Raw genomic sequence first — 21,201 nt, forward strand, 5'->3', positions numbered from 1 at the left:
GCGCCACTGGCAGCCCGCCCGCACCGGGCCTACCGGGGCAGCCTGACCCACCGGGCACGGCCCCGCCCACGCCGACACCGTCTTCAACCCCAAGGAGCACCGAGCAGCGTGACGATCTGGACCGAGCAGCAGGCCGAGCGCCCCGTGACGCTTTCCGCCACCGGCGGCCTCGACCGTGGCGCGCACCACCGGCTCGATGAGGCGTGGCTCGCCGTCGCGTGGAGCCACCCTTCCACGCGCTGCTTCGTGGTCTGCGGCGGCCAGGCGCTCGTGGTGGACACCGACGACGGCCGCACCGAACTGGTCACCATGCCGACGTTCGACGCCCCCATCACCGAGGCCCACCGCTACTTCCTCGGCACCGACACCGAAGGCGTGCGCTACTTCGCGCTGCAAAAGGACGCCCTGCCCGGCCGCATGGACGACCTGGCCCGCCCCGCCGGACTGCGCGAGGCCGGCGCCCTGCTCGGCGAGCGCGACGCCGCGCTGCTGGTGCACGCCGTGGCACTGGAGAACTGGCAGCGCCTGCACCGCTTTTGCTCCCGCTGCGGAGAACGCACGGTGATCGCCGCCGCCGGGCACATCCGGCGCTGCCCGGCCTGCGGAGCCGAGCACTACCCGCGCACCGACCCGGCCGTCATCATGCTCGTCACCGACGACCAGGACCGGGCGCTGCTCGGCCGCCAGGTGCACTGGCCCAAGGGCCGCTTCTCCACCCTCGCGGGCTTCGTCGAACCCGGGGAGTCGCTGGAGAACGCGGTGCGCCGCGAGGTCTTCGAGGAAGCGGGCCTGCCCGTCGGCGAGGTGGAGTACCTCGCCAGCCAGCCGTGGCCCTTCCCCTCCAGCCTCATGCTCGGCTTCACCGCGCAGGCCACCACCTCACGGCTTCAGGTGGACGGCGAGGAGATCGAGGAGGCCCGCTGGTTCTCGCGCGAGGAGCTGCGGGCCGCCATCGAGGCAGGGGAGGTGCTGCCCCTCACCGGCATCTTCATCGCGACCCGCCTCGTCGAACGCTGGTACGGCGGCCCCCTCCCGAAGGCCCCCGCAGCCTGACACACCGCGCCCCGGCACCAGCGCGCCCAGCGCCAGCGTGCCACAGCGCCAGCGCCCGCCACGGCACCGCACCTCACGGCGTCAACGCACCGCGCGCTGACGCCTCACGCGGCGAGTGCCTGCTTGACCTGCGCCAGGCTCGGGTTCGTCATGACGACCTCCGAGCCGCCACCCTCGGGCACCACCAGCACCGTCGGCACCGTCTGGTTGCCGCCGTTCGCCTTCTCCACGAAGGCAGCCGACTGAGGGTCCTGCTCGATGTTGATCTCGGTGTACGCGATGCCCTCGCGGTCCATCTGCCCCTTCAGACGGCGGCAGTAGCCACACCAGGTGGTGCTGTACATCGTCACGGTTCCCGCCATGGGCCCGGCGCTCCTTCACGTAGTCGGACGTTGCCACCCTGACCAACGCGACCGGCCCCACCCAGATTCCCGGCCCCGGTATGACGATTCGCACGCCCTGTGGACCACCAGCACCAGCCCCACGCGGGGACCTGGCAGCATGGCGGGGTGACAGCGACGCACTCCACCCTCTTCCCGCCGGTGCCCGACACGGCCGACGCGGTGCTTGACGGGCTTGACCCCGAGCAGCGCGAGGTCGCCACCGCCTTGCACGGCCCGGTGTGCGTCCTGGCCGGGGCGGGCACGGGCAAAACGCGCGCGATCACCCACCGCATCGCCTACGGGGTCCGCTCCGGCGTGCTGCCCCCGGCCGCCGTGCTCGCCGTCACCTTCACCAACCGCGCCGCCGGAGAGATGCGCGGACGGCTGCGCCAGCTCGGCGCCGACGGCGTCCAGGCCCGCACCTTCCACTCCGCCGCCCTGCGCCAGCTCCAGTACTTCTGGCCCCGCGCCGTCGGCGGCGAGCTGCCCCAGCTGGTGGACCGCAAAGCCTCGCTCGTCGCCGAGGCAGCCACCCGCACCGGCCTGCGGCTGGACCGCGCCGAACTGCGCGACGTCACCAGCGAGATCGAGTGGGCCAAGGTCACCCAGATCATCCCCGACGACTACCCGGCCGCAGCGGCCCGCGCCGCCCGCCAGCTGCCCCGCGACGCCGCCGAGACCTCCGGCGTCTACGCCGCCTACGAGGACCTCAAACGCGAGACGGGCCGGATCGACTTCGAAGACGTACTCCTGCTGACCGTCGGCATCCTCCAGGACCGTCCGGACGTCGCCGAGCGCGTCCGCGCCCAGTACCAGCACTTCGTGGTGGACGAATACCAGGACGTCAGCCCCCTCCAGCAACGCCTGCTGGAGCTGTGGCTGGGGGAGCGCGACACCCTGTGCGTCGTGGGCGACGCCAGCCAGACGATCTACTCCTTTACCGGCGCCAGCCCCGACCACCTGCTCGACTTCCGCACCCGCCACCCGGCCGCCACCGTGGTGCGCCTGGTACGCGACTACCGCTCCACGCCCCAGGTGGTTCACCTGGCCAACGGCCTGCTGGCTCACGCTACCGGCCGCGCCGCCCAGCACCGGCTGGAGCTGGTCTCCCAGCGCGAACCGGGCCCCGAACCCACCTACGCCGAGTACACCGACGAGCCGGGTGAGGCCCAGGACACCGCGCGCCACATCCGCGACCTCATCGCCTCCGGCGTCCCCGCCAGCCAGATCGCCATCCTCTACCGCATCAACGCCCAGTCCGAGGTCTACGAGCAGGCCCTCACCGACGCTGGCGTGCCCTACCAGGTACACGGAGCCGAGCGCTTCTTCGACCGGCCGGAAATCCGCCAGGCCGGAGTGCTGCTGCGCGGCGCCGCCCGGGCGGGGGCCAACGACCCGCGGCTGGCCGCGGCCGAGGGCCTGGCCGCCCAGGTGCGCGCAGTGCTCGGCGGGGCCGGCTGGGAACCGAGGCCGCCAGCGGGCTCGGGCACCGCCCGGGACCGCTGGGAGTCGCTGGCCGCCCTGGTCCGGCTGGCCGAGGAGGTGGCCAAGGCCCGCCCGAGCGCCACCCTGACCGACTTCGTCGCCGAACTGTCCCAGCGCGCCGCCGCCCAGCACGCCCCGACCGTGGAGGGCGTCACCCTGGCCTCCCTGCACGCCGCCAAGGGCCTGGAGTGGGACGCCGTCTTCCTCGTCGGCCTGGCCGACGGGGTGCTGCCGATCAGCCACGCCCGCACGCCCGCGCAGGTGGAGGAGGAACGGCGGCTGCTGTACGTCGGCGTCACCCGGGCCCGGCGGCTGCTGCGGCTGTCGTGGCCGCTGGCCCGCACCCCCGGCGGCCGCCCCCCGCGCGAGCCCAGCCGCTTCCTGGCAGGGCTGCGCCCGGGCTCGGCGGCGGCCCACCCCCGCCCGGGCACCGCGCCGGGCAGCGGCGGGGTGGAGCGCGGCCCGGTGCCCCGCCCGGCGCGGCGCCGCTCGGTGGTGCGCTGCCGGGTATGTGGCCGCACGCTGACGGACGCGGGCGAGGTCAAGCTGACCCGCTGCGAGAGCTGCCCGTCCGACCTCGATGAGGAGCTGTACGAGCGGCTGCGCGCCTGGCGCGCCCGCCAGGGCCGGCTCATCGGCCAGCCCGAGTACTGCGTTTTCACCGACAAGACACTCATGGCCATCGCCGAGGCCGTGCCCGGTGACGCGTCCGGGCTGCGCGCCATCGCCGGGGTCACCGCCCGCAAGATCCGTGCCTTCGGCCCCGAGGTCCTGGCCCTGTGCGCGGGCGAGACCATCGGCGGGGAACCGGACGCCGGGACTGACGCTGCGGCCCCCACCGGGACCGAGGTCAAGCCGGGTGCCGGCCCGGACGGCGGCCAGGGTGCGGAACCGGCAGGCCAGGACGAGGACGCGGCCTGAGCGGGAAACGGAAGGAAAGCCTCCGGGCGAGCCCTCAGCCACCGCCCCAAAACTTCCCACAGAACTTCCCGGAAAATAGTTTGCGCGCGCTGCCACCAGCGCCATAGCCTTCCAGACGTGGAGAGACGGGGCTTCCCGCTCCAGTCGCTTCATGCTGCACTCAACCCTGAACATGTTCGGGCCCGGCTCTGCCGGATCACCCGACCGAGACGCCGAGAGGAGGCGAGACCAGTGATCGGAACGCTCAACACCACCAACGCAGTGACCGAGCGCTCGGTCGTTGCCTCCTGCCTGCTCGGCGGCTCGCTGTGCGGCACCGGCCTGTCCGGCGTCCGCATCAGCGATGAGCGACCGACCCAGGCACCCGCAGTAGCAGCGACGGCACAGGCCAACGCCTATGTCTTCACCGCCGCGGCAGCGGGTGCCGGCCTTGGTCGCCAGAAGAAGCAGCACCACACGATGTGGGCCTTCCGTGGGCCTGAACCCTGGAGAGATCCAGCCTGATCGGCGATCAGGTCGGCACCTTCCAGGGCCGCGGAACCCACACCGGGTACCGCGGCCCTTCTGTTTGCCCAAGCAGCCCGGTCACCAGCCGGACCGACAACGACAGACGAGGAAGTCACCCGTGCAGACGCAGACGCACACCCCGTCACAGACCGACCTGAACCCGCCCGATACCCCGGAGGACTCCTTGTTCCCCCTCACCACCCTCACCGAGCTGGACGACGCCATCGACCGGCTCGGCGCCGCCGTACCGTGCCGCTCGTACGACCCGGAGGTCTTCTTCGCCGAGGCCCCGGCCGACGTCGAGTACGCCAAGTCCCTGTGCCAGACCTGCCCGCTGCGGGAGGCATGCCTCGCCGGCGCCAAGGACCGGCGTGAGCCCTGGGGCGTGTGGGGCGGCGAGCTGTTCGTCCAGGGGGTCGTCGTCCCTCGCAAGCGGCCGCGTGGCCGCCCGCGCAAGAACCCGGTCACGGCATGAACACGCCAGGCACGATCGACCGTCCGTCCGCACACGGACCCGCCCAGCAGGACTCCATGACCGCCACACTCTTTCCCGTGGCCCGGCCCGGCACGCCCGAACGCTCGGCCACACCGCAGAACAGGAACCGAGACATGCAACTCATGCCAGAAACCCTGAGCCGTGCCCGAATGCAGGATTTCCTGCGCGAGGTGGACTCCGAGCGGGTCGCCCGCCGAGTGGTGACCGCCCGGCGGATGCAGCGCAAGGCCGAACGCGCCTCGTTGCGCGCCCGGCGCGCCCTGGCCAGGACCGTCATGTACTAGAAGAGAGCAGGAGATGTTCGTGATCCGGCGCCGTCGCAACGGTGACGACGGCCACGCGACCTGACCGCAGCCGCGACCTCACCACACCCATCCACTCAGGAGCCGGGGCCCCGCGCCCCGGCTCCACCGTGTGCGGCCACCTGTTCCGCCTGCTCCTCCCCGGCCGTGAATCCCGGGAGCCAGCCCGCCAGTTCGTGCCGCATGCGCACCCGGGCGCCGAGCTGGCACAGCACACCGATAGTGCTCAGCGTGACCCGGTGGATCAGCAGGTAGGAGGGCGGCAGATTGAGCTGCTTGCCCAACTGGTGTGCTGGCGAGCGCGGGTCGGCTATCCGTGCGCCCTGCTCCCGTATCCACTCCCGGGAGAAGTGGAACTCCTCCTCCTGGGCCGGTTCGATCATCGGCAGCAGGTACTCAAGTACCGCTCCCGGCTCCAGCTCGGTGTCCGGCTTGATGAACCCCTCCTCGCACAGCAGGGTGTACACGTCGTCGGCTTGTCCCTCCAGCGTCATCCGCAGCGTGACGCCGATGGGCTCCGGCAACCCGTCCGGCAACCGGTTCACCGTGCCGAAGTCCATGACCCCCAGCCGGCCGTCGGCCAGCATCCTGAAGTTCCCGGGGTGCGGGTCGGCGTGCAGCAGGCCGGTGCGGGAGGTGCCGCTGAACAGGAACCGGGCCAGCAGCTGCCCCGCGCGGTCCCGCTCGCTCTGGCTGCCGTCGCGTATGACCTCGGCCAGCGGTGTGCCCGTCATCCACTCGGTGACCAGCACCCGCTCGTACTGGTGCACCACCTGCGGCACCCGCACGTCCGGGTCGTCGGCGAACTCCGTGGCGTAGACGCGCTGCGCCGTGGCCTCCAGACCGTAATCCAGTTCCTCGGCCACCCGGTCGCGCAGCTCGGTGATGAGCGGCTTGACGTCCATACCGGGGACCAGCGGACCCAGCACTCTCGCGAACCGGCTCAGCTGGGCCAGGTCCGACAGCAGTGCCTCGCCGGCGCCCGGGTACTGGACCTTCACCGCCACCTCGCGGCCGTCATGCCACACCGCACGGTGCACCTGGCCTATGGACGCCGCGGCGGCGGGCTTATCACTGAACTCGGTGAACAGCTCGCGCCAGCCCTCGCCCAGCTGCTCGGTGAGCACTTGGTGCACCGTGGCCGACGGCATCGGGGGAGCGGCGTCCTGCAGCTTGGTGAGCGCCGCCCGGTACGGCCCCGCCACCTCCTCCGGCAACGCCGACTCGAACACCGACAGCGCCTGTCCGAACTTCATCGCCCCGCCCTTGAGGGACCCCAGCGTGGCGAACAGCTGCTCGGCCGTGCGCTGTTGCAGCTCGCTGGCGATCATCTCGGCCGGACGGCCGCCGATGCGTTTACCGATGCCGAGCGCCGTCCGGCCCGCGAAGCCCAGGGGCAGCGCGGCCAGCTTGGCCGTCCGGGTCACGGCCTTGCGCGGAAGATCCGACATGCACCCCTCCAACTTGCGGACAACTCACCTGGCTCCACGCCGACGCAGCTAGGACGCCACGGTCGCCGGCGAGGCGGACCCCGACGGCGTCCGTGCGCCGGGTCCACCGGCAGCGGCACCGCACGGACACGTGCTATACGGTCGCACAGCCTCCTCTTCCCGGCGCAGCCCGGGGAGGACGAAGGAGGTGCGCACACCGGCCTGCGCCGCACCGTCCCCGTCGAGAAAACTCAGTACCAACGACGCCGTGGCCCCGGCCACCACCGCGGCCAGCGCACCGTCGCACGCGACCGCACCCGTGCGCCGGGCCTGCCGCCACTGCCCCACCATCAGCGGCCACGCCGGCTCCCGCACGGTGCGCTCCAGCAGCGCGCACTCCGCGCAGGCCGAGACCCCCGGGAGGACCAGCGGCCCCACGAACCCGGTGGCCTCCACCACCCCGGTGTACAGGTGCGGCCGGCCGGCACGGACCAGCTCGCGCGTCGCCTCCGGGTCGGGAGCGTAGGCGGCGAGCCCGTCCCGTGGGGCGAACACCACCAGGCCCGGGTCCTCGCCGGCCGCACGAGGCGGGGCCGCCGGGCGCCGCGCCCACGGTCTGACCCGGCGCACCACCTTGCGCAGCGCCGCGTCCCGGCGTTCCCCGACCTGGTCACCGCGCAGGCCGCCCGGTGCCGTGTCCGCCGCTGTCACACAGCCGCCATCGACCGTCTCCACCGTGCCCACCCCGGCCGCCGAGAGCAGGGCCGCCAGCGTTCCACCCACGCGCCCGGCACCGCGGACCTGCACCCGCGCCGCACGGCGCGCCGCGAGGATACGGGCCGCGGCACCGGGTTCGGGGTGCAGGACCGACAGCGAGCCCAGGTCGGGACGGAGCCGCTCGCCCGCCGCGGAGACCACCGACCGCTGTGCCGTGACGTCGTCCACCAGGCCCGCCCGGCTCAGCTGCCGCACCAGCCGGTCGGCCGTCGCGGCGCCGAGGCCGATGACGTGGGCCGCCTCCCGCAGCTGCGCCATGCTGCGCGTGCCGTCCAGCAGGTCGAAGAAGCTGCCCGTCGGTTCGTCCACCGGGCCCAGGAGCACCGCGTGCGCGGGCGCCACCCCGTACTGCACGGTGTCCCGGTCCCGCCAGCTCCGGCGCAGCGCCGGTTTGATCGTCGGATGCATGTCCGAGCCCCCTCGGGTCGTGAAACGTCTCGTGTGGAACCTCGCGCGCCGGGCGCGACGCGGCTCAGCCGCCACAGGCGGTGATGGTGTGGTCACCGGCGACGGACCAAGCATCGGGGAAATCCGCGCGCCGTGCGTTGAGTTGTCCACAGGGGGTGGGTGATCGTCGGATGAGCGGACTGCGTGGTGCCGCTGGGCCTCTCGGCAGTCCACCCCGCGGGCCGGTACCGTCATGCCGTGTCCGCCGAATCCCTGAACAGCGCTCCGCCCTCCGCCCCGACGAGCACGCCGGGTGCCGGGGCCGCCGATGCCGGGCTTCCTGCCCGGTCCGTTCCGCCCACGGCCGACGCCGGGCCGGGACGGCACGGACCGGTCGAGGTGCGGCGCAGCGCCCGGCGTCGCCGCACCGTCTCCGCCTACCGGGAGAACGGGCGGACGATCGTGCTCCTCCCGGAGCGCATGTCGGCCGCGGACGAACGGCACTGGGTGGGCGTGATGCTGGACAAACTCGCCGCGCAGGAGAGCCGCCGCCTGCTGGCGCGGGGCGAGCTGGCGGACCGCGCCGTGCGGCTGTCGCAGGAGTACCTTCAGGGCCACGCCCGTCCCGCGTCGGTGCGCTGGGTCACCAACCAGAACACCCGCTGGGGTTCGTGCACCCCGGCCGACGGCACCATCCGGCTCTCCCACCGGTTGCAGGGCATGCCGGACTACGTGATCGACTACGTCCTGCTGCACGAGTTGGCGCACCTGCTCGTGCCCGGTCACGGCCCGGACTTCTGGCGCCTGCTGGAGTCCTACCCGCGCACCGAACGGGCCCGCGGGTACCTCGAAGGAGTGGCGTCGGCACCGCGACTGCCACCGACCCGTGACCCCCGCGGCGGCTGACTTCCCTCCCCCAGCCGTTAGCCTGACGCGCAGCAAGCTCCAGCCACGGATGGGGGACGTGCGTCACGTATGGCCAGGCAATTCCAGCGCGGTCACAAGGCCAAGCTCAGCGACCTCACAGCAGGAACGGATCTGTACGTCGGCGTGCGGATCGGCGGACCCACACTGACCTTCGACATCAGCTGTTTCGGGCTCGACGCCGACGAGAAGCTCTCCGACGACCGCTACTTCGTCTTCTACAACCAGCCGAAGTCCCCCGAGGAGGCGATCCAGCAACTCGGTGCCCAGGCGGGCGACACCGAGTCGTTCCGGGTCACCTTCGACCGCGTGCCCCAGCACGTGCACCGGCTGTCCTTCACCGCGACGCTTGACGGCGAGGGGCAGATGTCGCAGATCGGTCCCGGCTACCTGCGCATCGTGGCCGGTGGCGAAGAGGTCGCGCGCTACACCTTCGACGGGTCGGAGTTCACCACCGAGCGCGCCGTGATGCTCGGGGACTTCTACGTCAAGGACGGCTGGCGGTTCGCCGCGATCGGGCAGGGCTTCGACGGCGGTCTGGCCGCGCTGCTGCGGCACTTCGGCGGCGAGGTCGCCGAGGAGGAGACGCCACCGGCCGCGCCACCGGCCCCCGCTGCCCCGGGGTTCGCCCCGCCCGCCGACGCGCCGCCCGCTTTCGCGCCTCCCGCGTTCTCGCCCCCCGGCGGACAGCCGCCACCCCCCACCGCCCCGCACGCTCCGCCCCCGGCGCCCCAGCCGACGCACTCCGCGCCGACCATGGCCGCACCGCTGAGCCCTCCGGCGGCCCCGCCCGCCCCGCCGCAGCAGCCGCCCGGCCCCTACGCCCCGCCCCCCGTGCCGCAGCAGACGGCCCCGCCCGGCTACACCCAGCCGCCCGGTGCCCCGTTCGGCGCCCCGCACGCTCCCGGCGCACCGCCTGCCCCGGGTGGCGGCCCGGCCTACGGCGTGCCGCAACAGGGCGGGAGCGGCCTGCGCGTCAGCCTGGAGAAGTACCGTGAGGCCCCGGTGGGGCAGCGCTGGACGGCGCAGAACCACCAGCTGGTGCGCGCGGACCTCGGCACCGGCCAGCAGCCCGTGCTGGCCCGCCAGGGCAGCATGGTGCTCTACCAGGGCGAGGTGGACTTCGGCTACAAGGGCGCCGGGCTCGTCGGCCGCGTCGTCGGCAACGCCACCGGTCAAGAGATGCGGCTCATGCGCTGCACGGGCCGTGGCCAGGTGTTCTTCGCCGACCAGAGCAGCTACCTGCACCCCATCGAGCTGCAGGGCGACGCGATCTGCGTGTCCGCCCAGAACGTGCTCGCCTTCGACGAGTCGCTGAGCTACGAGGTGCGCCGCATCGAAGGGCACGGCATCCCCGGCGGTGTGATGTTCACGTTGCGGTTCCAGGGCACCGGCACCGTCGTCGTCACCACGCGGGGCACCCCCGTGGTGCTGCCGGTCACGCCGATGACCTTCGCCGACGCGCAGGCCGTGGTCGCCTGGTCGGCGGCCGCGCAGGTCATCGTCTCCACGCAGGTGCGGTTGCGGCGTCACGCCTACCCGGGGCACAGCGGAGAGAGCGTGAACCTCCAGTTCCGTGGCGCCCCGGGAAACTTCATCGTCGTCCAGCCCTACGAGGTTTGAGGGAGCCCGTCATGAACCAGTCACCGCTCGCGGGTTTCGCCCCGACCGCCCCGGCCACGCGCATGGAGAACCACGGCGCGCACATGGTGAAGATCGCCATGGCCAGTGGCCAGGACGTTCTCGCCCGCACCGGATCGATGATCGCCTACGAGGGCTTCGTGCAGTACGAGCCCAACCCGCCGGCCGTGCGGCAACAGGCCGCGCAGTGGCTCACCGGAGAGGGCGCGCCGCTGATGCGCTGCCACGGCGACGGACTGCTGTACCTCGCCGACTACGGAGCCGACGTCGTCATCCTGCACCTGGCCGAGGACTCCCTGTCGGTCAACGGCACCAACGTGCTCGCCTTCGACGCGCACCTGAGGTGGGGTGTCGAGCGGGTCAAGGGCCTGGCCAAGTTCTCCGGACAGGGCCTGTTCAACGTCACCCTCGCCGGTACCGGCTGGGTGGCGCTCACCTCGCGCGGGCTGCCCGTCGTCGTTGACTGCGGCCGGGGCGAGGACGAGACGTACGTGGACCCGGACGCACTCGTGGCCTGGTCAACCCAGCTGAAGGTCAAGGGCAAGCGCAGCTTCACCGCGTCCGCACTGATCGGGCGCGGCAGCGGTGAGGCGTACCAGCTCGGCTTCTCGGGGCAGGGCTTCGTCGTCGTCCAGCCCAGCGAGGACAGCGCCGACCGGCTGCGCGTGCGCGGCTGAAGGGGAGAAACACCATGCAGAGCCCACTTTTCGCCCACACCGAGGCGCAGACGGCCGAGCCGTTCGCGCTGCAGAACGACCAGCTGCTGCGCGTACAGCTCAGCGGTCACCGCGACGTGCTGGCCCGCAAGGGCGCCATGGTCGCCTACCAGGGCCGGGTCGGCTTCGACGCCGAGTACCGGCCGCGCGGCTCCCGCGCCCGGGGCGGCCACGACGCGCTGGACCTGATGCGCTGCACCGGGGAGGGCACCGTCTTCCTCGCCAACCTCGCCCAGGACGTGCACATCGTCGATGTCCCCCACGAAGGGCTGACCGTTGACAGCGCGTACGTGCTGGCGCTGGACTCCGCGCTGCACTGGGAAGTCATCAGCGTTGACAGCCAGTACGGCATCTCCGGCACCGGCAAGTACAGCCTGCTGATCACCGGGCAGGGGCAGATCGCGCTCATGACCTCCGGCAAGCCGCTGATGCTGCGGGTGACGCCCGAACGCTACGTCAGCGTGGACTCCGACGCCGTCGTCGCCTGGTCCACCGGCCTCACCGTGCAGCTGCAGGCGCAGACCTCCAGCTCCGGCGTGTGGCGCAGGCGCGGCAACACCGGCGAGGGCTGGGAGCTGAACTTCATGGGCACCGGCTTCGCCCTCGTCCAGCCCAGCGAGCTGCTGCCGCCGCAGAACGCGCAGCTCGGCGGCGGGGTGCGGGGCCAGTTCGGGATGGACCGGCCCACCGGTGGCACCATCTTCACCAACTGAAGACCGGCAACACGGCCGGACTCAAGCCGGGTCGCGGCTACAGCAGCGCCCGGGCCCGCTCCGCCAGCCGCACCACCGAGGCGTCGGCGACGTCGGCCACCTGCCCGAAGCCGAACCAGCGCACCTCAAGCGACTCCTCACTGGCCGCTTCCACCGCGTTTGGCGGCGCCAGCGCCACGTACTGGGCGTCCAGGTGCCACGCGCACGGAGTGAGGTGCTGGTCCAGCCGGGCCGGGCCGCCCGGCAGCAGCTCCAGGCCGACGACGCCGGACTCCTCGGTGGCCTCCCGCAGCGCGGCCCCGGCGAGCGTGGCGTCCTGCGGCTCACAGTGGCCGCCGGTCTGCAGCCACCTGCGCAGCTTGCGGTGCAGCGTCAGCAGTACGCGCCCGCCAGCGGGGTCCACGACCAGGGCACTGGCGGTCAGGTGGCCCGGTGCGCAGCTGCGCCACATCGCGTCGCGGTGGCCCAAGAGGTGGTCGAGGTAGGCGTGGCGCAGGGCGTCCTGGCCAGGGTGCGGTGCGGACCACTGCCGGAGCGACCGCACCGCGTCCGCGTGCAGGCTCACGCGTCCCCGTCCCGGCCGCCACGGCCCCGGTCGTCGTCCCGGCCGCCACGGCCCCCCTCGTCGTCCCGGCCGCCGTCGCCGGGCACGGAGCCGTCCGCTGGGGAGCCCTCCGCTGGGGAGCCGCCCTCCCGGGAGCTGTCCGGCGCGGCACCGTCCTGCGCGTCACCGCGTCCGGCGGCGGCCCCGGGGGCGTCATCCCCCAAGGCCCCGGGGCGCTTCCCGCCCTGGGCCGCGTCACCGAGCATCCTGTCCAGCTCCGAGAAGTCCACCTCCTGCTCGCGGTGGACGAAGCCGTCCGGATCGTCCAGGTCGGCGGCCGTCGGCAGCATGTCCGGGTGCTCCCACAGGCCGTCGCGGCCCTCGGCGCCCCGGGCGTCGGCCAGCGACGCCCACAGCCGCGAGGCGTCCCGCAGGCGGCGCGGACGCAGCTCCAGGCCGATCAGCGTGGCGAACGTCTGCTCCGCGGGACCGCCGGTCGCCCGGCGGCGGCGCAGCGTCTCGCGCAGCGCGTCGGCCGACGGCAGGTGCGGCGCGGCGGCGGCGTGCACCACCGCGTCCACCCAGCCCTCGACCAGCGCGAGCGCCGTCTCCAGCCGGGCGAGGGCGGCCTTCTGCTCCGGGGTGTCCTCCGGCTGGAACATGCCCTGTTGCAGCTTCTCCTGCAGCTCCTCCGGCCGCGTCGGATCGAGCTGCCCGACGACGTCCTCCAGCTTCGCGGTGTCCACCGCGATGCCCCGCGCGTAACCCTCGACCGCGCCGAACAGGTGCGAGCGCAGCCACGGCACGTGCGTGAACAGCCGCTGGTGCGCGGCCTCGCGCAGCGCCAGGTACAGCCGCACCTCCTCCTGCGGCACCCCCAGACCCTCACCGAACACCGCGATGTTGCGCGGCAGCAGCGCGGCCTTGCCCGCCGGGCCGAGCGGCAGACCAACGTCGGTGGAGCCGACGACCTCGCCGGCCAGCACACCGAGCGCCTGCCCGATCTGCGTGCCGAACATCGCGCCGCCCATCGAGCGCATCATGCCCAGCAGCGGCCCGGCCATGGCCTGCATCTCCTCGGGCAGCACCTCGCCCATGGCAGCGCCCACCCGCTCGGCCACCGGGTCCACCAGCTCCTGCCACACCGGCAGCGTCGCCTCGACCCACTCCGCGCGGCTCCACGCCACCGTCGCGGCGGCGCCGGAGGGCAGTGAGGTGGCGCCGTCCAGCCACAGGTCGGCCAGGCGCAGCGCCTCCTCGACCTGCGCCCGCTCCTGCGCGCCGACGCTGGCGTCCTTGGTGCCCCCGGGCGTGCCCTGCGCCACCGTCTGCCGCGCGATGTCCTTGGCCATGTCCCAGTTGACCGGGCCGCCCTCGAAACTGAGCATCTGGCCCAGGCGCTGGAAGGCCGCGCCCAGGTCGCCGGGGTTCATCCCGCCGGGGCCGCCGCCCAGCGAGCCGAACATCGCGGCCAGCGGGTTGTCCGCGCCGCCCGCCCCGCCGAAGCCGAACGGGTCGCCCCCGCCGCCGTGGCGCTTTTGCTGGGCCTCGTCGCCGTCCTCCGGCTCCTCCGGCGGAAGGCCGAATCCGAATGGGGTGTCACTCACGGAAATTCCTCGGCTCTGTCGGTGGGCGGATGGTCTGACGGGGCGCCGCGCCGGACGGTACGGACCGTTATCGGCCGACTCGCGCCGGTACGGAACGGACCTGCCCGTTTTCCGGGCGCTTCCCCCAGCCTAGACACCGGTCAGGCAGGATGGGGCACTGCGCATCCGTACCTGAGACAACCACTGGAGCAGCCCGGTGAGTTCCCCCGAGCCGAACGTTCGCGCAGCGCGAAACGGCGCTGCGGGCCCCGTCGTCGCCGTCACCGGCGCCGCGAGCGGGATCGGCGCGCTGCTCACCGCGCGCCTGGCCGCGTCCCCCGAGATCCGGCAGGTCATCGGGCTCGACGAGGAACGCGGCGACGTGGACGGCGTCCAGTGGCACACGCTGGACGTGCGCGACCCGGCGCTCGCCGAGCGGCTGCGCCCGGTGAGCGAGACCGCCGCCCCCGTCGAGGTCGTCGTGCACCTCGCCCTCGACCTGGACCTGGAGTCCGACGCCGCCGCCCGCACCGCCTACAACGTGCGCGGCACCCAGACGGTGCTCACCGCGGCGGCGGCCGCCGGGGTGCGCCGCGTCGTGCTGTGCACCTCGGCGATGGTCTACGGGGCCCTGCCCGACAACGACGTGCCGCTGGCCGAGGACGCGGAACTGCGCGCCACCGAGGAGGCCACCGGCGTCGGTGACCTGCTGGAGATCGAGCGGCTGGCCGAGCGTGCCCCGCGCGCCCACCCCGGGCTCAATGTCACCGTCGTCCGCCCGGCCGTGCTCGTCGGCGGCATGGACACCGCGCTGACCCGCTATTTCGAGTCACCGCGCCTGCTGGTGGTGTCCGGCTCGCGGCCGTGCTGGCAGTTCTGCCACGTGGAGGACCTGGTCAGCGCGCTGGAGTTCGCCGCGCTGGAGAAGGCCGACGGGGAGCTGGCCGTGGGCTGCGACGGCTGGCTGGAACAGGAGGAGGTCGAGGAATTGTCCGGCATCCGGCGCATGGAGCTGCCCTCGGCCGTCGCGCTCGGCGCCGCGTCCCGGCTGCACCGGCTGGGCCTGACGCCCTCCCCGGCCGGAGACCTCGCGTACACCATGCACCCCTGGGTGGTCAGCGGCTCGCGGCTGCACGACGCGGGCTGGCGGCCGAAGTGGACCAACGAGGAGGTGCTCGCCGAACTGCTCGCCGAGGCCGAGGGCCGCCACACCGTCGCCGGACGCCGGCTGGGGCGCAAGGACGCCGCCACCACGCTCGGAGCGGCCGGGGCCACCGTCGCCCTCGTCGGCACCGCCGCCCTCGTCCGCCGGGCGCGCAGACGGCGCGGCCGGTAACGGCACCCTGGCCGACCCGGCACACCGGACGGGGCCACGGGGTGGAAGGAGCTTTCCGAAACCGCCCCCGTGCGGCAGCATGAGAGCCATGGCACAGACGCACGACAGGCCGGACCACCCCGGCGAGCAGGGCGCCGCCGACCCGATCCGGCTGCTGGCGGTCCGCGACACCCCGCTTTCCCTCGACGAGGTCTTCACCGCCGTCGGTGACGACGCGGCCGGCGGCACCGCCCTGTTCGTCGGCACCGTGCGCGACCACGACGTCGGCACCGACGTCGCCCGCCTCGGCTACTCCGCGCACCCCACGGTGGAGGCGGAGATGCGCCGCGTCGCGCGGCAGGTGGCCGCCGACTTCCCCGTCCGCGCGCTCGCCGCCGTCCACCGCGTCGGCGACCTCGCCGTCGGTGACCTGGCCGTGGTCGCCGCCGTCTCCTGCCCGCACCGGGCGGAAGCCTTCGCCGCCTGCCGCCGCCTGATCGACGACCTCAAACACGCGGTACCGATCTGGAAGCACCAGACCTTCGCCGACGGCACGGACGAATGGGTCGGCACGTAACCCCCGCCGCGCCGAACTCCCGAGCCGCCGCGCCCCGCGGGTCGGGCGGGACCCCCGCCGCGCCGAACGCCCGGCCCGGCCGCGCATCCGGCGGTACCACCGCGTGCCGTGGCGTTCGCGTCGGGGACGCCCCGACCCTGACGGCCCGATGGCCCCGCGAATAGCGGTACGCATGCGATCACGCGGCGTGGGCAAGCGAGGAGATACGCCGCTCCCCACCCGGCCGCCCTGACCCGGCTGCCCCGGACGGGCGGCGCCCGGTTGCGTGACCCGGGGGGTCATCCGACCGTTGATATCGCCGGAAGGTCATCTTTTCCCGACGCGTCCGCGCGCGGGGTCAGGAGGTCGGACATGGCGGCGCTCGCCTGGCTCGTCATACCCCTGCTGGGGACGATATGCGCAGTCACCTGGGCCCTGTGGGCGGCCCGGCAGAGCAGCGAGAAAGGGACGGGGGACGCGGCCGGTGTCGCCGGGTACGACGCCTTCCGCGCCGCGATGGAGAAGCAGGGCACGCGGCGCCTGCGGACGGCCACGCAGACGACGGCCCACATAGCCCCGGACGGACCGTCCCGAGGGGCTGAGTGACAGCCCCATCCCGTAGTGTCAAGGCATGTCTCGCCGCCACGCCACGATCCTGGCATCCGTGCTGCTCCTGATAGGCATGCTCAGCGCGGTGGCAGTGGTCCGCATCCCCTACTCCGAGCTGTCCCCGGGGCCCACGGTGAACACGCTCGGTGAGTATGGCGGCGAGCCGGTGCTCAGCATCGACGGCCGCGAGTCGTTCGACACCACCGGCCATCTCAACATGACGACCGTGCGCGTCACCAGCGCGGACTACCGCATGACGCTCGGTGAGGCGCTGTACGGCTGGCTGGCGGACGACGCCGCCGTCGTCCCGCACGACTCCCTCTACCCCGACGGCACGACGGCCGAGGAGGCGGAGGAGGAGAACGCCGAGGAGTTCAGCCGGTCCCAGGAGAGTGCCAAGGTGGCCGCCCTGGGCGAGCTGGACATCCCGGTGGAGACGCGCACCGTGGTGCAGGCCGTGATCAAGGACGGCCCGGCGGAGGGCACCCTGCGCGCGGGGGACGTGATCAAGACCGTGGACGGCACCCCGGTCCAGGCACCGGCGGACGTGGCCAAGCTGGTCACGGAGCACGAACCGGGCGAGCAGGTGATCTTCACCGTCGTGCCGGTCAAGACGGCGACGGCCGCGGAGGAGGCCGGGGAGGACCCGGCGGAAGGCGCCACGCGCGAGGTCACCGTCACCACGACGGCCGCCGAAGAGGACGGGCGGGCCCTCGTCGGTATCCAGGCCGGGACGGCGCACACCTTCCCCTTCGACATCGACATCCAGCTCGCCGACGTCGGCGGTCCCAGCGCCGGGCTGATGTTCGCCCTCGGCATCGTGGACAAGCTGACCCCCGAGGACCTGACGGGCGGCACGTTCGTCGCGGGCACGGGCACGATCAACGGCCAGGGTGAGGTCGGCCCGATCGGCGGCATCACGATGAAGACGCGGGCAGCCGAGGAAGCCGGCGCACGCTACTTCCTGACGCCCGCCGCGAACTGCGCCACGGCCGCGGCCGACCGGCCGGGGAACCTGACGCTGGTCAAGGTCGGCAGCATGGACGACGCGATGGCCGCGCTCAAGGACATCCGCGAGGACACCACGGACGCCCTGCCCCGGTGCGCGGCGAACTGACCCTGCGGTCTCCCGGCCGGGCCGCCTGTCGTCACCCGGATTACCGCAGCTACCGGGCCCACGCCGCTGCCCGTCCCGCTGCCCGGCCAACCCGCCCGCGTCGCGTGAGCCGCGGGCGTGCGGCCCACGCGCGTCCGGGCGCGTCAGCCGGAGAACGTCGCGGCCAGCGCCTGGGCCAGCCCGGGCACCAGATCGGGGCCGGTGAGCACCTCGGTCGCCGCGTCCTTCTCCCGCAGCCGCAGAGCCGACTCGCGCGCGCCGTCGCGCAGCACGCCGACCGTCATGCGCACCTCCTGCCGCTGGGGATGCCGCGCGACCCACTCGGTGAGCCGCTCGTCCGTCAGCCCCTTTGGAAGCTGGGACTCCGCGTCCGGCGGCAGCATCTGGCGCTCCAGGGTGAGCGCACAGCCCGACACCGCCTCCGGCCACGCGATCGTGCCCAGAAACTCGTCCAGCGGTACGCCGCCGGGCAGCTCGTCCTGCTCGACGGGGGTGAGGGCGGCGGGCTGCGCGTCACCGTCAGCGCCGAGACCGAGCTGCTCAGCCAGCTCCGGCTCCTCAGCCCGCAGTCGGGCGGTATCGACCAGCGCGAACAGCCGGGCCGGCTGGTCCCAGCCCAGGCCGGCGGTGTACTCGTCGATCTCCAGTACGGCACGGGTCAGGGGAGAGGCGGCCAGGGGCGCGCCGTCAAGGGGGAGGTTGCTCATCCCCATATCGTGCCTTCAACGACCCCGGAAACGGGAACTGGGTAAAGCTTGGTTAAGTTGACTAGGTGAGCCCTGCGGTGCGGGGCATGCTCTGTCCCTGCGATATTCGAGGTGCGCACCTTGGCTTTCCAGATGCCGGAACGGGGCTCGGGAGGTCCCTCCGGGCCACGCGTCAGAGTCGGCCAGCCGTCGCGGCGCGCCAAGACGCTGTTGATCACGGCGGGCGTGCTGGCGGTTCTGGCCATGTTGTTCGTCATGTTCGCCGGGTTCTGGACCGACTGGCTCTGGTACCGCTCGGTGGGCTTCACCAACGTGTTCTCCACCCAGCTGTGGACGAAGATCGTCTTGTTCGCCGTCTTCGGCGTGTTCATGGCGCTCGTGGTCGGGTTCAACATCTGGCTGGCGCACCGGCTGCGGCCGCCGCTGAGCGCCATGTCGATGGAGCAGCAGAGCCTGGACCGCTACCGCATGGGCATCGCCCCGTACAAGAAGTGGCTGCTGCTGGGCGTCACCGCGCTCGTCGGCCTCATCGCGGGCGCCTCGGCCTCCGGCCAGTGGCGTACCTGGCTGATGTGGGTCAACGGCACGCCGTTCGGGGAGACGGACGCGCAGTTCGGCAAGGACATCTCGTTCTTCACCTTCGACCTGCCGTTCTACCGCTTCCTGCTGAGCTTCGGCTTCGCGGCCACGGTGCTGGCGCTGATCGCCGCCGCGCTGGTGCACTACCTGTACGGCGGGCTGCGCGTGACGACGCCGGGCGCGCGCGCCACGGCGCAGGCCACCGGACACCTGTCGGTGCTGCTCGGCGTCTTCGTGGCGCTCAAGGCCGTCGCCTACTGGCTGGACCGCTACGGCCTGGCGGTGAAGTCCAGCGACATCCGCGGCCAGGAAGACTGGACGGGGCTGCGCTTCACTGACGCCAACGCCTACCTGCCGGCGAAGACGATCCTGTTCTTCATCGCGATCATCTGCGCCGTCCTGTTCTTCGCGGCCCTGTGGCGGCGCACCTGGCAGCTGCCGGTGATCGGCCTCGGCCTGCTGGTGCTGTCGGCCATCCTGATCGGCGGGCTGTACCCGGCGATCGTGGAGCGCTTCCAGGTGCAGCCGAACCAGCAGGCCAAGGAGACGCCGTACATCGAGAAGAACATAAACGCCACCCGCCAGGCGTACGGCATCGACGACGCGGAGATCACCAACTACGAGGGCGCGGGCGACGAGGAGGGCGACGACGCGGCCGAGGCCCCGAAGAAGGAGTTGCAGGCCGCGCGCGACTCGGTGAACGACGCCGCCAGCATCCGCCTGCTCGACCCGAACGTCGTCTCCCCGGCGTTCCGGCAGACGCAGCAGGTGCGCGGCTACTACACCTTCCCGGACAACCTGGACGTGGACCGCTACGCGGACGCCGACGGCGTCGAGCGGGACACCGTGATCGGTCTGCGCGAGATCAACGTCGAGGGCGTGCCCGAGCGCAACTGGATCAACGACCACTTCAAGTACACCCACGGTTTCGGCGTGGTCACCGCGCTGGGCACCGAGGTGGACTACGAGGAGGGCGGCGGCACCCCGGTCTTCACCGAGTCCGACCTGCCGCCCAAGGGCACGCTCCCGGACTACCAGCCGCGGGTCTACTACGGCGAGGAGACGACCCGGTACTCGATCGTGGGCGGCCCGCAGCAGGAGCTGGACTACGTCGCCAACGACGAGGAGAAGCTGTACACCTACGAGGGCGACAGCGGCGTCGCGATCTCCGGCACGGTCAACCGGGCCGCGTACGCGCTGGCCTTCGGCGAGCCGAAGATCCTCTACTCCGGCGCGATCGGCGAGGGCTCGCGCATCCTGTACAACCGGACGCCCAAGGAGCGCGTCGAGGCGGTCGCCCCGTGGCTGACGATCGACGGTGACCCCTACCCGGCCGCCGTGGACGGCAAGATCCAGTGGATCGTGGACGCCTACACCACCTCCAACGGCTACCCGTACTCCTCGCGCACCACGCTGGGGGACACCACGCAGGACGCGCTGACCGACGGCCAGCGCGCGGTGCTCGCCCAGCAGGACCAGGTCAACTACATCCGCAACTCGGTCAAGGCCACGGTGGACGCCTACACCGGTGAGGTGAAGCTCTACCAGTGGGACACCAAGGACCCGGTGCTGAAGACCTGGATGAAGGCGTTCCCCGGAACCGTCGAGCCGCGCGGCGAGATCAGTGACACCCTGCTGGACCACCTGCGCTACCCGCAGGACCTGTTCAAGGTGCAGCGGGAGCTGCTGACCCGCTACCACGTCACCGACCCGGGCCAGTTCTACAGCGGCAGTGAGCGCTGGGAGGTCCCGGGGGACCCGACGAGCGCGGAGGACGAGCCGGTTCCGCCGTACTACCTGAGCCTGAAGATGCCGGGGCAGGACGAGAAGTCCTTCTCGCTCACCACCACCTTCACGCCGAACAACCGGCAGACACTGGGCGCGTTCATGGCGGTGGAGTCCGACGCCACGGCCGAGGACTACGGGACGATCCGCCTGCTGAACGTCCCGGCGAGCAACTCGGTCTCCGGTCCGCAACAGGTGCAGAGCCGCTTCAACTCCGACCCCAGGATCGCCGAGTCCATCAACCTGCTGGAACGCGGCGACTCCGAGGTGGAGTACGGCAACCTGCTGACGATCCCGCTGGACGGCGGCATGCTCTACGTCGAGCCGCTGTACGTCCGTGGTGCCGACACCAACTACCCGCGCATGCGCAAGGTGCTGGCGTCCTACGGCGGTGAGATCGCCTACGAGGACACGCTGCAAGACGCGCTCAACGTCGTCTTCCAGATGGAGGAGTCGCAGGACCCGCCGGCTCAGGAGCCCCCGGGCGAGGAGCCGCAGGAGCCGCCGGCCGACCAGCCGGAGGAGGACCAGCCGGAGGAGGAGCAGCCCGATCTGAAGGAGCTTGAGGATGCCCTGCGGGACGCGCAGGATGCCCTCTCCGAGCTCCAGGACGCCCTGCGCCGCGCCGAGGAGTCCCAGGCCGACGGCGGCGGAGGGGAGTGAACCGA

20 protein-coding genes are annotated in these 21,201 nt (G+C 72.6%); 14 read left to right on the forward strand and 6 right to left on the reverse strand.

What is annotated here, in order from left to right; translation table 11 throughout:
- Positions 1–108 precede the first annotated feature (108 nt).
- Entirely contained in the window at positions 109–1,053 is a 945-nt protein-coding gene (nudC, locus tag JJV70_RS12880; protein WP_219048010.1) for an NAD(+) diphosphatase, read from the forward strand.
- A 104-nt stretch (positions 1,054–1,157) separates the two neighbouring features.
- Here the strand turns inward: nudC and JJV70_RS12885 are convergent, their stop codons facing one another.
- Positions 1,158–1,415 carry a mycoredoxin gene (locus tag JJV70_RS12885; protein ID WP_219048011.1) on the reverse strand — a complete coding sequence of 86 codons (258 nt, stop codon included), beginning with the start codon at positions 1,413–1,415 and terminating at the stop codon, positions 1,158–1,160.
- Positions 1,416–1,562: 147 nt separating this feature from the next.
- Here JJV70_RS12885 and JJV70_RS12890 point away from each other — a divergent pair, with 147 nt between their 5' ends.
- From JJV70_RS12890 to JJV70_RS23260, 4 genes are all read left to right on the forward strand, one after another.
- Positions 1,563–3,842: an ATP-dependent DNA helicase UvrD2 gene (locus JJV70_RS12890; protein ID WP_308294803.1), complete on the forward strand. Its 2,280-nt coding sequence runs from the start codon at positions 1,563–1,565 to the stop codon at positions 3,840–3,842.
- A 231-nt stretch (positions 3,843–4,073) separates the two neighbouring features.
- A complete protein-coding gene (locus tag JJV70_RS12895) occupies positions 4,074–4,346 on the forward strand; it encodes a hypothetical protein (RefSeq protein WP_308294804.1) in 273 nt (90 codons plus the stop codon).
- 121 nt (positions 4,347–4,467) lie between these two features.
- Positions 4,468–4,824 (forward strand): WhiB family transcriptional regulator, encoded by a 357-nt coding sequence (locus tag JJV70_RS23255; RefSeq protein WP_219048012.1) that lies wholly within the window; start codon positions 4,468–4,470, stop codon positions 4,822–4,824.
- 134 nt (positions 4,825–4,958) lie between these two features.
- Complete coding sequence (locus JJV70_RS23260) at positions 4,959–5,129, forward strand: hypothetical protein (protein WP_306823454.1); 171 nt, start codon at positions 4,959–4,961, stop codon at positions 5,127–5,129.
- A 95-nt stretch (positions 5,130–5,224) separates the two neighbouring features.
- Here the strand turns inward: JJV70_RS23260 and JJV70_RS12910 are convergent, their stop codons facing one another.
- Both JJV70_RS12910 and JJV70_RS12915 read right to left on the reverse strand, forming a co-directional pair.
- Positions 5,225–6,598, reverse strand: coding sequence for an AarF/ABC1/UbiB kinase family protein (locus tag JJV70_RS12910; protein ID WP_219048014.1), 1,374 nt, complete (start codon positions 6,596–6,598; stop codon positions 5,225–5,227).
- A 48-nt stretch (positions 6,599–6,646) separates the two neighbouring features.
- Entirely contained in the window at positions 6,647–7,762 is a 1,116-nt protein-coding gene (locus tag JJV70_RS12915) for a ThiF family adenylyltransferase (RefSeq protein WP_219048015.1), read from the reverse strand.
- 252 nt (positions 7,763–8,014) lie between these two features.
- Here JJV70_RS12915 and JJV70_RS12920 point away from each other — a divergent pair, with 252 nt between their 5' ends.
- The 4 genes from JJV70_RS12920 to JJV70_RS12935 all read left to right on the forward strand — a co-directional run bounded on the left by JJV70_RS12920 (position 8,015) and on the right by JJV70_RS12935 (position 11,735).
- Positions 8,015–8,647 carry a M48 family metallopeptidase gene (locus tag JJV70_RS12920; RefSeq protein ID WP_219048082.1) on the forward strand — a complete coding sequence of 211 codons (633 nt, stop codon included), beginning with the start codon at positions 8,015–8,017 and terminating at the stop codon, positions 8,645–8,647.
- A 69-nt stretch (positions 8,648–8,716) separates the two neighbouring features.
- The gene (locus JJV70_RS12925) at positions 8,717–10,288 is read left to right on the forward strand and encodes a TerD family protein (RefSeq protein ID WP_219048016.1); all 1,572 of its coding nucleotides are present in this window, start codon (positions 8,717–8,719) and stop codon (positions 10,286–10,288) included.
- A gap of 11 nt (positions 10,289–10,299) precedes the next feature.
- A complete protein-coding gene (locus JJV70_RS12930) occupies positions 10,300–10,983 on the forward strand; it encodes an AIM24 family protein (protein WP_219048017.1) in 684 nt (227 codons plus the stop codon).
- Positions 10,984–10,997: 14 nt separating this feature from the next.
- Entirely contained in the window at positions 10,998–11,735 is a 738-nt protein-coding gene (locus tag JJV70_RS12935) for an AIM24 family protein (RefSeq protein WP_219048018.1), read from the forward strand.
- A gap of 37 nt (positions 11,736–11,772) precedes the next feature.
- Here the strand turns inward: JJV70_RS12935 and JJV70_RS12940 are convergent, their stop codons facing one another.
- Both JJV70_RS12940 and JJV70_RS12945 read right to left on the reverse strand, forming a co-directional pair.
- Positions 11,773–12,300 (reverse strand): NUDIX hydrolase, encoded by a 528-nt coding sequence (locus JJV70_RS12940; protein WP_219048019.1) that lies wholly within the window; start codon positions 12,298–12,300, stop codon positions 11,773–11,775.
- Complete coding sequence (locus tag JJV70_RS12945) at positions 12,297–13,886, reverse strand: zinc-dependent metalloprotease (RefSeq protein WP_219048020.1); 1,590 nt, start codon at positions 13,884–13,886, stop codon at positions 12,297–12,299. Before JJV70_RS12945 ends, JJV70_RS12940 begins: the two co-directional genes overlap by 4 nt.
- Positions 13,887–14,082: 196 nt before the next feature.
- Between JJV70_RS12945 and JJV70_RS12950 the strand changes: the two genes are divergently transcribed.
- The 4 genes from JJV70_RS12950 (at position 14,083) to JJV70_RS12965 (ending at position 17,462) form a co-directional block, all read left to right on the forward strand.
- A complete protein-coding gene (locus JJV70_RS12950; protein WP_219048021.1) occupies positions 14,083–15,201 on the forward strand; it encodes an SDR family oxidoreductase in 1,119 nt (372 codons plus the stop codon).
- 88 nt (positions 15,202–15,289) lie between these two features.
- Positions 15,290–15,757, forward strand: a complete 468-nt coding sequence (locus tag JJV70_RS12955) for a molybdenum cofactor biosynthesis protein MoaE (protein ID WP_219048022.1) — start codon at positions 15,290–15,292, stop codon at positions 15,755–15,757.
- Between the two features lie 351 nt (positions 15,758–16,108).
- The gene (locus tag JJV70_RS12960; RefSeq protein ID WP_219048095.1) at positions 16,109–16,342 is read left to right on the forward strand and encodes a hypothetical protein; all 234 of its coding nucleotides are present in this window, start codon (positions 16,109–16,111) and stop codon (positions 16,340–16,342) included.
- 25 nt (positions 16,343–16,367) lie between these two features.
- Positions 16,368–17,462: a PDZ domain-containing protein gene (locus tag JJV70_RS12965; protein ID WP_219048023.1), complete on the forward strand. Its 1,095-nt coding sequence runs from the start codon at positions 16,368–16,370 to the stop codon at positions 17,460–17,462.
- 143 nt (positions 17,463–17,605) lie between these two features.
- Here the strand turns inward: JJV70_RS12965 and JJV70_RS12970 are convergent, their stop codons facing one another.
- Positions 17,606–18,169, reverse strand: a complete 564-nt coding sequence (locus tag JJV70_RS12970) for a PPA1309 family protein (RefSeq protein WP_219048024.1) — start codon at positions 18,167–18,169, stop codon at positions 17,606–17,608.
- Positions 18,170–18,280: 111 nt separating this feature from the next.
- Here JJV70_RS12970 and JJV70_RS12975 point away from each other — a divergent pair, with 111 nt between their 5' ends.
- On the forward strand, positions 18,281–21,196 hold the full coding sequence (locus tag JJV70_RS12975) for a UPF0182 family protein (RefSeq protein ID WP_219048025.1): 2,916 nt from the start codon (positions 18,281–18,283) through the stop codon (positions 21,194–21,196).
- Positions 21,197–21,201: the final 5 nt, after the last annotated feature.

Origin of the sequence: Streptomyces sp. JJ66, assembly GCF_019303495.1 — a bacterium.
GTDB lineage: Bacteria > Actinomycetota > Actinomycetes > Streptomycetales > Streptomycetaceae > Streptomyces.

What these genes read in the sequence shown, in the direction of transcription:
- JJV70_RS12965 (WP_219048023.1), top strand. Translation starts at nt 16,368, where the DNA reads ATGTCTCGCCGCCACGCCACGATCCTGGCATCCGTGCTGCTCCTGATA.
- JJV70_RS12930 (WP_219048017.1), top strand. Translation starts at nt 10,300, where the DNA reads ATGAACCAGTCACCGCTCGCGGGTTTCGCCCCGACCGCCCCGGCCACG.
- JJV70_RS12955 (WP_219048022.1), top strand. Translation starts at nt 15,290, where the DNA reads ATGGCACAGACGCACGACAGGCCGGACCACCCCGGCGAGCAGGGCGCC.
- JJV70_RS23260 (WP_306823454.1), top strand. Translation starts at nt 4,959, where the DNA reads ATGCAACTCATGCCAGAAACCCTGAGCCGTGCCCGAATGCAGGATTTC.
- JJV70_RS12925 (WP_219048016.1), top strand. Translation starts at nt 8,717, where the DNA reads ATGGCCAGGCAATTCCAGCGCGGTCACAAGGCCAAGCTCAGCGACCTC.
- JJV70_RS12970 (WP_219048024.1), bottom strand. Translation starts at nt 18,169, where the DNA reads ATGAGCAACCTCCCCCTTGACGGCGCGCCCCTGGCCGCCTCTCCCCTG.
- JJV70_RS12915 (WP_219048015.1), bottom strand. Translation starts at nt 7,762, where the DNA reads ATGCATCCGACGATCAAACCGGCGCTGCGCCGGAGCTGGCGGGACCGG.
- JJV70_RS12935 (WP_219048018.1), top strand. Translation starts at nt 10,998, where the DNA reads ATGCAGAGCCCACTTTTCGCCCACACCGAGGCGCAGACGGCCGAGCCG.
- JJV70_RS12960 (WP_219048095.1), top strand. Translation starts at nt 16,109, where the DNA reads ATGGCGGCGCTCGCCTGGCTCGTCATACCCCTGCTGGGGACGATATGC.
- JJV70_RS12910 (WP_219048014.1), bottom strand. Translation starts at nt 6,598, where the DNA reads ATGTCGGATCTTCCGCGCAAGGCCGTGACCCGGACGGCCAAGCTGGCC.
- JJV70_RS12885 (WP_219048011.1), bottom strand. Translation starts at nt 1,415, where the DNA reads ATGGCGGGAACCGTGACGATGTACAGCACCACCTGGTGTGGCTACTGC.